General features: G+C 58.8%; 10 protein-coding genes. 6 read left to right on the top strand and 4 right to left on the bottom strand.

The features are described 5' to 3' along the window. Nucleotides 1-19: 19 nt before the first annotated feature. The 3 genes from HNE_RS08860 to tpiA form a co-directional block, all read right to left on the bottom strand. Nucleotides 20-1,654, bottom strand: coding sequence for a CTP synthase (locus HNE_RS08860; RefSeq protein WP_011646798.1), 1,635 nt, complete (start codon nt 1,652-1,654; stop codon nt 20-22). A gap of 63 nt (nt 1,655-1,717) precedes the next feature. Next, complete coding sequence (gene secG, locus HNE_RS08855) at nt 1,718-2,173, bottom strand: preprotein translocase subunit SecG (protein WP_011646797.1); 456 nt, start codon at nt 2,171-2,173, stop codon at nt 1,718-1,720. A gap of 80 nt (nt 2,174-2,253) precedes the next feature. Continuing rightward, complete coding sequence (gene tpiA / locus HNE_RS08850) at nt 2,254-3,003, bottom strand: triose-phosphate isomerase (RefSeq protein ID WP_011646796.1); 750 nt, start codon at nt 3,001-3,003, stop codon at nt 2,254-2,256. 87 nt (nt 3,004-3,090) lie between these two features. Here tpiA and HNE_RS08845 point away from each other — a divergent pair, with 87 nt between their 5' ends. The 6 genes from HNE_RS08845 to lexA all read left to right on the top strand — a co-directional run bounded on the left by HNE_RS08845 (nt 3,091) and on the right by lexA (nt 9,566). Continuing rightward, complete coding sequence (locus HNE_RS08845) at nt 3,091-5,004, top strand: peptidylprolyl isomerase (protein WP_011646795.1); 1,914 nt, start codon at nt 3,091-3,093, stop codon at nt 5,002-5,004. Continuing rightward, nucleotides 5,001-6,425: an anthranilate synthase component I gene (gene trpE / locus HNE_RS08840; protein ID WP_011646794.1), complete on the top strand. Its 1,425-nt coding sequence runs from the start codon at nt 5,001-5,003 to the stop codon at nt 6,423-6,425. The genes HNE_RS08845 and trpE overlap by 4 nt, the downstream gene beginning before the upstream one ends. Next, the gene (locus HNE_RS08835; protein ID WP_011646793.1) at nt 6,422-6,994 is read left to right on the top strand and encodes an anthranilate synthase component II; all 573 of its coding nucleotides are present in this window, start codon (nt 6,422-6,424) and stop codon (nt 6,992-6,994) included. Before trpE ends, HNE_RS08835 begins: the two co-directional genes overlap by 4 nt. Beyond that, nucleotides 6,991-8,016, top strand: a complete 1,026-nt coding sequence (gene trpD / locus HNE_RS08830) for an anthranilate phosphoribosyltransferase (protein ID WP_011646792.1) — start codon at nt 6,991-6,993, stop codon at nt 8,014-8,016. Before HNE_RS08835 ends, trpD begins: the two co-directional genes overlap by 4 nt. A 2-nt stretch (nt 8,017-8,018) precedes the next feature. Next, nucleotides 8,019-8,816 carry an indole-3-glycerol phosphate synthase TrpC gene (gene trpC, locus HNE_RS08825; protein ID WP_011646791.1) on the top strand — a complete coding sequence of 266 codons (798 nt, stop codon included), beginning with the start codon at nt 8,019-8,021 and terminating at the stop codon, nt 8,814-8,816. A gap of 66 nt (nt 8,817-8,882) precedes the next feature. Next, nucleotides 8,883-9,566 (top strand): transcriptional repressor LexA, encoded by a 684-nt coding sequence (gene lexA / locus HNE_RS08820; protein WP_011646790.1) that lies wholly within the window; start codon nt 8,883-8,885, stop codon nt 9,564-9,566. Here the strand turns inward: lexA and HNE_RS08815 are convergent. Next, on the bottom strand, nt 9,547-10,323 hold the full coding sequence (locus tag HNE_RS08815) for a hypothetical protein (protein WP_011646789.1): 777 nt from the start codon (nt 10,321-10,323) through the stop codon (nt 9,547-9,549). The two genes, lexA and HNE_RS08815, sit on opposite strands and share 20 nt — an antisense overlap. Nucleotides 10,324-10,816 lie beyond the last annotated feature (493 nt).

Raw genomic sequence — 10,816 nt, 5'->3', positions numbered from 1 at the left:
CCCCTGCCCGGCGTGTCGTTCAGACGAGCCGGGATTGTTTGACCGCCGCTGCAATGAAGCTCGCGAAAAGCGGGTGGGGTTCGAACGGCCGGGACTTGAGTTCCGGGTGGAACTGCACGCCGATGAACCAGGGGTGCCCTTCAAGCTCGACGATTTCCGGGAGGCGGCCATCTGGCGACATGCCTGAGAAGATCATACCCGCCTTTTCGAGGCGTTCGATGTAACTGGCATTGACTTCGTAGCGGTGGCGGTGGCGCTCGGAGATTTCGAGACTGCCATAAACCTGTGCGACCATGCTGCCTTCCTTGAGGCGTGCAGGGTACGCGCCGAGACGCATTGTGCCGCCAAGGTCGGTGCTGGCGTCGCGCGTGACCTTCTCGTTGCCCTTGGTCCACTCTTCCATGAGACCAACCACGGGCTCTTTGGTTGGGCCAAATTCGCTGGTCGAAGCATTCTTGATGCCGGCCAGATTACGCGCAGCTTCAACAACCGAGAGCTGCATGCCGTAGCAGATACCGAAACACGGCATGTTACGCTCACGCGCATATCTGGCGACCCGCATCTTGCCGTGTGCGCCACGTTCGCCGAAACCGCCGGGCAGCAGAATTCCGTGTACGCCATCCAAATCTTCAAGCGCGGCGTCGGGATCGTCGAATTTTTCGGAATCCACGAATCGGATGTCGACCTTCACCTTGTTGGCGAGGCCGCCATGGCCGAGCGCTTCGGATACCGATTTGTAGGCATCTGGTACGTCGGTGTATTTTCCGACCAGGCCAATTGTCACCTGACCATCGGGGTTTTTGATTGTCTGGGCGATCCGCTGCCAGGAAGACAGGTCCGGCGGGGGGGCATCGGTTATTCCGAAATGCGACAGAACCTCAGAGTCCAGTCCTTCCGCGTGATAAGCCATCGGCACGTCATAGATATGTCCGACGTCGCGGGCCTCGATCACGCTTGCCAGGCGGACATTGCAGAAGCTGGCGATCTTGCCCTTTTCATTGACCGGGATCGGCCGGTCACAGCGGCAAAGAAGAATCTGTGGCTGGATGCCAATAGACCGCAGTTCCTTGACCGAGTGCTGCGTCGGTTTGGTTTTCATTTCGCCCGCCGCCGGGATGTAGGGCAGCAGTGTCAGGTGTATAAAGCATGCCCGCTGAGGCCCCAGTTCCTGGCCGAGCTGACGGATCGCCTCGAAGAATGGCAGGCCTTCGATGTCCCCGACCGTTCCCCCGATTTCGCAGAGAACAAAATCAACGCCCTCGCCGGGATCGGAAAGGACGAACTCCTTGATGTCGTTGGTGACGTGAGGGATGACCTGGATCGTGGCGCCGAGATAATCGCCGCGACGTTCTTTCTCGATGATACGCTGATAGATGCGGCCGGTCGTGATGTTGTCGGACTGCCGGGCCGATACGCCAGTAAAGCGTTCATAATGGCCGAGATCGAGGTCGGTCTCTGCGCCATCGTCGGTCACATAGACCTCACCATGCTGGCGGGGGCTCATCGTGCCCGGATCGACGTTGAGATAGGGATCGAGCTTGCGCAGGCGCACGCGGTACCCGCGCGATTGCAGCAGCGCGCCGAGCGAGGCGGAGGCTATGCCTTTTCCGAGCGAAGACACCACGCCGCCAGTGATGAAAATATAGCGGATCATGGGGTTATACTCATGAAATGATTCGCGCCTTGCGCGCGACCTCCACCAGCGATTAGCAGAAAATTACTGGGGATTAGCCGTTTCGGGCACGGATTCCGTAGCCGGCGGTGTTTCCTCAACCGATTCAGGCGCCGCTGGTTCTGGCGCCGGAGCAATTCCAACATCGGGAGATGCTGGGGAAGTTTCTTCAAGCAGCGGTGCGCTCGGATCAAACAGATCCACGGGGCCATCCTGGGGCGCCGTCTGTGGGTTTGACTCGTCGAGAATGCGCTCAATGCCGGTCCGGTTGTCGGATTGCCGGTTTGCAATCGACGTAAGGATAAGGCTGGTAGCGAAGAAAATCGCTCCGAAGATCATGGTCGTGCGGACTAGTGCGCCCGCAGCGCCCCGGCCGGACATGAGCGAGTTACCCGCCCCTCCCCCGATACCGAGGCCACCGCCTTCAGATTTCTGGACAAGCACCAGGCCGATCATCGCCAGACAGGCGAGAATATGGATAACGAGAATGACGTTCTGCATGGCCCGACCAGCTTTCCTGAATTTAAGGCGCCCGCATAACCCCGATCACGCCGTTCGCCAAGTCAGCGGTTCCACACAAACTACTGCGCCGCCAACCGGTAAATGGCGAGGAAGTCCGCCGCCTTCAAGCTTGCCCCCCCAATCAGGCCGCCATTTACCTCGGCCACAGCGAGGATTTCGGCAGCATTTCCGGGGTTCATGCTACCGCCATAAAGGATACGGGTCGTGCGCCCTGCGTCGCCAAATCGGCGCACCAGAAGGTTCCGGATCGACGTGTGCACTTCGGCAATTTGCTCGGAAGTGGCGACACGGCCGGTCCCAATGGCCCAAACCGGCTCATAAGCAATGACGATTGCGGCTGCCTCAGCACCCTCGGGAATCGATTCTGCCATCTGCGTCGTGATGACAGTGAGCACTTCCCCAGCATCACGTTGGTCAAGGGTTTCGCCAACGCAGATGATTGGGGTGATCCCTGCTCTCAATGCAGCCGAGGCCTGCGCAGCCACTACGGCATCTGTCTCGCCATGGTCCGCGCGGCGCTCTGAGTGCCCCACAATGACATAGCTGGCGCCGGCATCTTTGAGCATTTCTGCTGCAAGATCGCCGGTATGGGCGCCCTTTTCGTTGGCGTGGCAGGTTTCTCCGCCAATTTTCAGGCCCGATCCTTCAGATTTTGCCGAACCTGCGTGAATCAACGTTGCAGGAAGGCATAACAGCGTTTCAGCCCCCTCACTTGATGCGGGAACCTCTGCGGCGACCCGTTCGACCTCGGCGAGATTCGCCATCAGACCGTTCATTTTCCAGTTTCCGGCGATCAGCGTGCGTGGCATGCGGCCTTCCCTCTCTTGCAAGTCATAAACCGGTCGCCTAGCAAGCTGTGAGCCACCCGGCAAACCCCAGAAATAGAGAAGCGCCGTATGCTCGCACTTATGAAGAAGATGACCCGTTCCCCGGTGGGGAAGCTGGTTTTGATGATCGTCATCGTCGGAATGGCGTTCTGGGGCGTCGATGCGATCGTGAATCAGATGCGCAGCGGGCTGGGCGCGAACGTTGTCAGCGCCGGTTCTCGCGGGCTTGATCCGGCAGATCTGGATTTTCGGGTGGAAACCGTCCTGCGCAATATCAATGCGACCGCTGAGCGGCCGCTGAGCAAGTCTGAAGCGCTGGAGCAAGGCCTGATCGACCAGATTGTTGAGGTCGAAAAAGCACGCATAACACGCCTCGGTTACGGTGAAAGCATTGGTATTTCTCCGTCGCCAGAAGCTGTTGTCGAGGAAATGAACAGCATCCCGGCCTTCCAGAACCCCCTGACCGGTGAGCTGGACCCCGCGATGTTCCGGGACCGTATTTCTCAGCTGGGCATGTCGCCAGCTCAATTCGAGCGTCAACTGCAGGACGACATTCTTATCCGGGCATTGAGCCAGGCAGGTCGATCAGCGGTTTATGGCCCTCAGGTCATTGCAAATATCCAGGCAAATTATCTTGGCGAGACGCGGGAGGTTGCATGGTTTTTCTTCGATGCATCAGACGCACCCGCGCCGGAGGTGCCCACCGATGCCGAGATCAAGGCTTACTATGACGAGCATCTGGAACGGCTGAAACAGCCTGAACGCCGCGCGCTCGACATCCTGCGTATGTCGACGGATGACTTTACCGGCAAAGTGGAAGTAACTGACCAGGAAGTGGCAACTGTTTACGAAGCCACCAAATCGGAACGGTTTGCGGCGCCAGATCAACGTACTTACGCGGAGCTCCTGTTCCCGACACGGGACGCTGCGCGCACGGCCTTTGGCCTGCTTGCCGGCGGCGCCGACCCCAACAGCGTAACAGGTGCGAATTCCGTTCAGATGCGCACGGCGCGCGCCGAAGACATTTCGGATCAGGCTTTGCAGGACGCCATGTTTGGGCCCGGCAGACAGAGCGGCGCGATGTATGGCCCGCGGGAAGTTGACGGCCAGTGGCTGGTCGCCCGATTGATTTCGGTCCAGCCCGGCGCAGTGAAACCTCTCGAAGAAGTCGCCGAAGAGATCCGTCTTGGGCTGGCGCGAGAGCGTGCGCAGCTCCTTTTTTCCGCCGCCCTTGAGACATTGGATGAAGCCCTTGCCGCGGGGAACGATCTCTCGCAGGTGGCCGAAGACATCGGCGTTCCAATCATAAGCATCGCACCCGTTGATCAGAACGGAATCACCGAGCAGGGCAATCAGTTCACAATCCTTTCGGAGGTTCCTGAGGCGCTACCCCAGGCTTTCCGGCTGCCCGAGAACGAAATCGGTAGCCGCTTTGACGTTGCGAGTTCCGTGGTCCTCGTCGCGCCCCGACGGATTGTTCCGGCTGCTACGCCCGAGCTTGATGCGATCAAGGACCGGGTAAGCGCGATGATCGTCTCGGAGCGCACTGCCAATGCAGCGGAAGCTGCGGTGGAGGCGCTTACTGAGCGCGTCCGCGCCGGGTCAGTAACACTCGATGCCGCAGCTGCGGAGAGTGGCGCGCAGGTGGATCGCTTGCCCGAACCGGTATCGCGCTCAAACGCTCAGGCTATGGGTGTGCCAGGGCCGCTGATGCAGGCTACATTCAATAACCCGGCTGGCAGCGTCATCAGTCTGCCGACAGGTGATGGATCTGTATTTGCCATCCTCAAGATCCTGAGTGTTTCCCCGCCAACGCCGGAAATGATTGCAAGCATGGGCACTGCCGCCTCTGCCGATGTCACAGAGTCGCTCACGGCCGATCTGGAAGCCGCTGTGGATGACGAAATTCGCCGGGCGGTCAAGGTCAAGGAGAATGCTTCGGCGATCGCCTCTTACAAGCGAACGATAACGGCTGCCCAATGACGGCGCGACTGATCGTAAGACGGTGCATCGGCGATATTGAAACGCCGGTTGGCGCCATGATGAAGCTCGGAGCAGACGAGCCGGGCAGTTTTCTGTTTGAGTCGATTGCCGGTGGCGAGCGCCTTGGGCGGTATTCGTTTATCGGGCTCAAGCCAGAAATCTGGTTCCGCATCAAGGATGGCGTCGCCGAGACGAGCCGGTCCGCTGACTTTTCGGACGCTCATCAGCTGGCGGAGCGTCCCGTAGACGCCCTGCGCAGTTTTGCTGAAGCGGCACGCGCCGAGACCAGTGATCCCCTGCCCCCCATGGCGTCCGGCGCATTCGGCTATGTCGGGTACGACATGATCCAGCATGTCGAGCCGGTGTCGATCACGAAACCAGATCAGCTGGACGTGCCCGAAGCGCTGTTAGTTGTCCCGCGGGTGATGGTGATCTTTGATCACATCTATCAGGAGCTGCTTCTGATTGGCCGGGTGAATGGCGCCGATGAGACAGAGATCGATGCGCTCCTCGATGAGGTGGAGGCGCGGCTGGAAAGCCTGCCCTCGCTGCCTCCGAAAAACGGCACTGCCCAACAAGTAGACCTGGTGTCGAACACATCCCAAGAACGCTATTTCGAGATTGTAGAGACCTGCCGTGAGTACATCAAAGCTGGCGATATATTCCAGGTCGTGCCTAGCCAGCGTTTCTCTGCCGTGTTCAAGCAGAAGTCGATAAGCCTCTATCGCGCCCTTCGGCGGCTGAACCCCTCCGCTTTCATGTTCCATATCAATCTGGGTGATGTACGGCTTGTTGGGTCAAGCCCGGAAATTCTCGTCCGCCTGCGCGAAGGCCGGGTCGCAATCCGTCCTATTGCCGGAACCCGTCCGCGCAGCGGCAATCCGGCGGAAGATGCTCTGCGTGCAGAAGACCTTCTGAACGATCCCAAGGAACGCGCCGAGCACCTCATGCTACTTGATCTGGGGCGCAACGATGTGGGCCGGGTTGCGGCCTATGGTTCTGTGGAGGTCACAGAACAGTTCATCGTCGAACGCTACAGCCATGTGATGCACATCGTCAGCCATGTCGAAGGCAATCTGAGACCCGGCCTTGATGCTGTAGACGCATTATTCGCAGGATTTCCGGCCGGAACAGTCTCTGGCGCCCCAAAGATTCGCGCCATGCAGATCATCAATGAAGTCGAAACACACAGCCGGGGTATCTACGGTGGCGCCGTGGGTTATTTCGGCTGGAACGGCGACCTCGACACCTGCATCGCGCTGCGCACCGCCGTGCTGAAAGACGGTATGGTGCACATACAGGCAGGGGGCGGTGTCGTGCTCGATTCCAATGCTCAGTATGAATATGATGAAACGGTTCACAAATCCGGCGCCCTGAAGCGTGCTGCCGAATTGGCCGCAGCTTATGAGCACGACCAATGATCCTCGTTATCGACAATTATGACAGCTTCACCTGGAACCTCGTCCATTATCTGGAAGAACTCGGCGCCAAAACACACGTTGTCCGCAATGATCAGCTCACTGTAGATGAAGCCCTTGCGCTCAAGCCGGATGCGTTGCTCCTTTCGCCCGGCCCCTGCACACCAAATGAGGCCGGCATCTGCCTGGACCTTCTGAAGGCGGCTCCAGACGATCTTCCGGTACTTGGCGTCTGCCTCGGTCATCAGGCAATCGGACAGGCGTTCGGCGGTGCGGTCATCCATGCCCGCGAGATCCGCCATGGGAAGATTTCCGAGATTGAAACCAATCAGTCTGGTCTCTTTGAAGGCCTTCCCGAGCGCTACCAGGTTGTGCGTTACCACTCCCTGGCTATCCGCACTGACGATCTACCGGATTGCCTGCTGGCAGACGCCCATACCGATGACGGAGAGATTATGGCGGTTCATCACAAAACCCGTCCTGTCTATGGGGTTCAGTTTCATCCCGAGAGTATCCTGACCGAGCATGGCCATGCGCTGCTGAAGAACTTTCTGAAAAAGGTGAAACCGTGAGCGAGAGCGCGCTTAACACCGCCATTCAGGCTATCGCGCGCGGTCTGCCTCTGGAAGAATCCGTGCTTGAAGGCGCGTTTGACACGCTCCTTTCCGGGGAGGCTGCTCCAGAGGAAGTCGGCGCATTTCTGGCGGGGCTGACCGTTCGGGGCGAAACGGCCAATGAGCTGATCGCCGGCGCGCGTATAATGCGCCGTCACGGGCGCAGCGTATCTGTCGAGGGACCACTGCTCGACACATGCGGGACGGGTGGGTTGCCGTGGAAATCCCTCAACACGTCCACTGCCAGTGCCATCGTCATTGCTGCCGCCGGTGGGAGGGTGGCCAAACATGGCAATCGCTCCGTGCCGCCCAAGACGGGGTCCGCCGATGTGCTGGAAGCCCTGGGCCTGCAACTGGAGCTGAGTGACACCGCATTCAAATCCTGCCTGGAGATTGCGGGCGTGGGCTTTCTGTTTGCTCGCAGTTATCATTCAGCAATGCGCCATGTAGCCCCCATCCGCCATAAGCTGGGTATTCGGACGATTTTCAATCTACTCGGCCCTCTTTCCAATCCAGCAGGGGCGGAATACTCCGTTCTCGGCGTATATGACAAACAGTGGGTCACACCCATGGCTGAGGCGTTGAAAGCTCTTGGCACCCGCTGCGCATGGGTGGTTCATGGGCTGGCCGGCATCGACGAAATATCTATCTCTGGTCCTACTGACGTTTGCGAAGTTACGCCCGCCTCCATTCGCCATTTTCAAATCACACCTTCAGATGCCGGCCTGCCGAGCCATCCTCTGTCGACGCTTGAAGGCGGCGCCCCGGAAGAAAACACGGCCGCCATCCGAGATCTGCTTGATGGCCGCGAGGGCCCATTCCGAGACATCGTGCTGATCAATGCGGCAGCGGGCCTGCATGTGAGCGGCATGGTTGCTGATTTGCCAGCGGGCGTGCAGCGCGCAGCGCAAGCGATTGACAGCGGAGCGGCAAGAGAAACCCTCAACACGCTGGTACGCACATCTCGGGAGAGCGATTGAGCATGAAAACCGCGCTGGACCGGATCATTGACTACAAGCGTGATGAAGTCCGCGCGCTGAAGAAGGATCGCTCCCTTGGCGAACTGGAAAATGCGGCGGCTGCGGCTTCTCCAGTTCGCGGATTTGGCTCTGCCCTCTCTGCGATCGCTGATGCAGACCAGAATGCGCTTATCTGCGAAATCAAACGCAAGAGCCCGTCCGCGGGCGACATCCTACCGGGAGCCGATCCGGTGGAAATAGCGCTGGATTATGAACGCGGCGGCGCCGCCTGTCTTTCCGTGCTTACCGACATGCCCAGCTTCGGCGGTAGCCTGGCCGACTTTGAAACCATCCGCGCTGCGGTAAGCATACCCATGCTCCGCAAGGATTTTATGATAGACCCCATACAGATCATTGAAGCGCGGGCGCATGGCGCTGACTGCATTCTGATCATCATGTCAGCGATCGATGATACCCTTGCGGGGGAACTTCACGATTGTGCCTCCCGGCTGGGCATGGATGTTCTGGTTGAGACGCACGATGAGGCGGAAATGGAACGGGCGCTGCGCCTGCCCTCTCCCCTGATCGGGGTCAACAACCGAGATCTGAAAAAGATGGTTACAGATCTTGGCACGACAGAACGTCTTGCACCGATGCTATCGAGCGACCGTCAACTCATTGCAGAGAGCGGTATAGCCGACCCGGAAAGCATTATCCGTCTGCGTAAGGTCGGTTCACGGCGTTTTCTGATCGGCGAGTGGCTGATGAAGCAAGGCACCTCCCGCGCCGAGCAGGTTACCCGTCTGAAACTCGCCTGTTGAGATTGACCCGAACAGGGAACGCTTGTAGAACAAAAGCGAACATAGATTCGCATCGGGAACCGTTCCATGCTCACAACAAAGCAAAAAGAGCTGCTGCTCTTCATTAATGATCGCATCAAGGATACCGGGGTTTCCCCCTCGTTTGACGAGATGAAGGAAGCGCTCGATCTGGCGTCAAAATCAGGTATCCACCGTTTGATTACGGCGCTTGAGGAGCGGGGCTTCATACGGCGCCTCGCAAATCGGGCGCGCGCGCTGGAAGTGCTGAAACTTCCAGATTCTGCCATTCCACCGCCGAACGCGCGTCAAAGACGGGACTTTCGCCCAGCTCTGGTTACAAATCAGGGCGCTGAAGCCCCGCGTATTGCGGGTATGATTCCGCTTGTCGGGCGCATCGCGGCGGGCTCTCCAATTTCCGCGATCCAGCAGGAGAACGGCCAGGTCGCCAGTCCTGGAGGATTGCCGGAAGGCGACGATTATTTCGCGCTTGAAGTTCAAGGCGATTCGATGATTCAGGCCGGCATCCTGAATGGTGACACTGTGATCCTGAAGCGCACGAACACCGCTCAAACCGGCGATATTGTTGTTGCGCTGATCGATGGCGAGGAGGCAACACTCAAGCGTCTTCGCCGCAAAGGCGCATCTGTTGCCCTGGAAGCAGCAAACCCGGCATTCGAAACGCGCATCTTCGGGCCTGACAGGGTTGAAGTTCAGGGCCGGCTGGTCGCGCTTATTCGCCGTTACGAATAACGCGGTCAAAATACGCGATAGCGCCGCTTCTCGGGGCAAGAATGTCATCACTGCTGCACCGGCGCCAACGGCGTTCGGTGCAGTTTTGTATGCGGACGATGTTTAGGTGTCCGTCCTTGGCATACACGGTGATTCCTCCGGCCTCCCTCACATCGGTCCAACTGAAGGCCAGATCGCTATCTGCCTGCGCTGATGCCTCTATGGCCACAGTCAACTGGCTCGTGGCCTGCTCTGTGTCTTCCTTCGACTTGTCTGGCTGTCCATTTGTGCGAACTCGCAAGCCAGAGAAGGACGGATAAACGCAAACTTCGTCGTCGCATGCGGTCGCGTCGGAAACTTCAGAAAATCTCAAGGGCGCCATTCCATCGCCATCGGTGAGTGACAGGCGCTCCACCATGCCATCGGGGTTCGCAATATAGACATCTCCGGATACTGACCAATGCATCACGACTTTGGGTGCGTGGCCCCACAACCATATTGCGGGTGCAAGCAACAGGGCGCCGCCAATCAGGCGCGCCCAGCCAGCAAAAGCCATCATTGCGCCCAGTGAGAGGGATAGGAAGACCAGTGCCATTGGCGGCATGGGCACAGGCATTCGCACCACGCCAGGAGAGAGATTATAAAAATAATGGGTCATCGTCAGGACGAGTTCGAGCGACTGCCCTAATAGCTTGAGGCCAAATTCGGCGTGACCGAACAACGCAAGAATTACAGTCAACGCAGCCGCGGGCGCCGTGACGAAAGTGACGACCGGCATGATTGCGAAATTGGCAATCCAGGCGCGCGCGATGGGTAACCCGGATCAACTTGGGCTGCTGCTCAGCTCCAAACCCGGCAATCGAATGAACCTTGATCTTCAGACGTGCGCCCTTCTGCCCCGCCTCTATATTGGCGACCCATCCTTCAAGCATAATGGGACGGGTTTCTTCAGCGATGACCGGCCGCTCGACCAGCCAGGACCTCACGGCGCCCGCGGAGAACCCGAGCACCAACCCAAAGAGAGATAGGGTGACGGCATAAATCAGATCTGCCTGATGCAACCAACGAACCAGAAGCAGCACGGCGATCCCTGTCGCCAAGAGGCCGGCAATTTCCAGCTTGTGTGGTTCAAACGGGGCGGAAAGGTAGGCGGCGGCGCCGGCGCACATGGCGAATGCAAGCAGTAATGGGCGCGAATCCACGCCCACGATACTGCCGGCATCTCGCGCGAGCTTCCGGAAGAAGCCGTCCCCCTCTTGCACTTCGCCCCG

This window comes from Hyphomonas neptunium ATCC 15444, from assembly GCF_000013025.1.
Lineage (GTDB): Bacteria > Pseudomonadota > Alphaproteobacteria > Caulobacterales > Hyphomonadaceae > Hyphomonas > Hyphomonas neptunia.
Note: the sequence above shows the minus strand (reverse complement) of the source record. Positions and strands in the feature narration are given on the sequence as shown.

Bases quoted from the DNA above. Each gene is read 5' to 3' on its own strand.
- HNE_RS08860 (WP_011646798.1), bottom strand. From the start codon at position 1,654: ATGATCCGCTATATTTTCATCACTGGCGGCGTGGTGTCTTCGCTCGGA.
- secG (WP_011646797.1), bottom strand. From the start codon at position 2,173: ATGCAGAACGTCATTCTCGTTATCCATATTCTCGCCTGTCTGGCGATG.
- tpiA (WP_011646796.1), bottom strand. From the start codon at position 3,003: ATGCCACGCACGCTGATCGCCGGAAACTGGAAAATGAACGGTCTGATG.
- HNE_RS08845 (WP_011646795.1), top strand. From the start codon at position 3,091: ATGCTCGCACTTATGAAGAAGATGACCCGTTCCCCGGTGGGGAAGCTG.
- trpE (WP_011646794.1), top strand. From the start codon at position 5,001: ATGACGGCGCGACTGATCGTAAGACGGTGCATCGGCGATATTGAAACG.
- HNE_RS08835 (WP_011646793.1), top strand. From the start codon at position 6,422: ATGATCCTCGTTATCGACAATTATGACAGCTTCACCTGGAACCTCGTC.
- trpC (WP_011646791.1), top strand. From the start codon at position 8,019: ATGAAAACCGCGCTGGACCGGATCATTGACTACAAGCGTGATGAAGTC.
- lexA (WP_011646790.1), top strand. From the start codon at position 8,883: ATGCTCACAACAAAGCAAAAAGAGCTGCTGCTCTTCATTAATGATCGC.
- HNE_RS08815 (WP_011646789.1), bottom strand. From the start codon at position 10,323: ATGCCGGTCGTCACTTTCGTCACGGCGCCCGCGGCTGCGTTGACTGTA.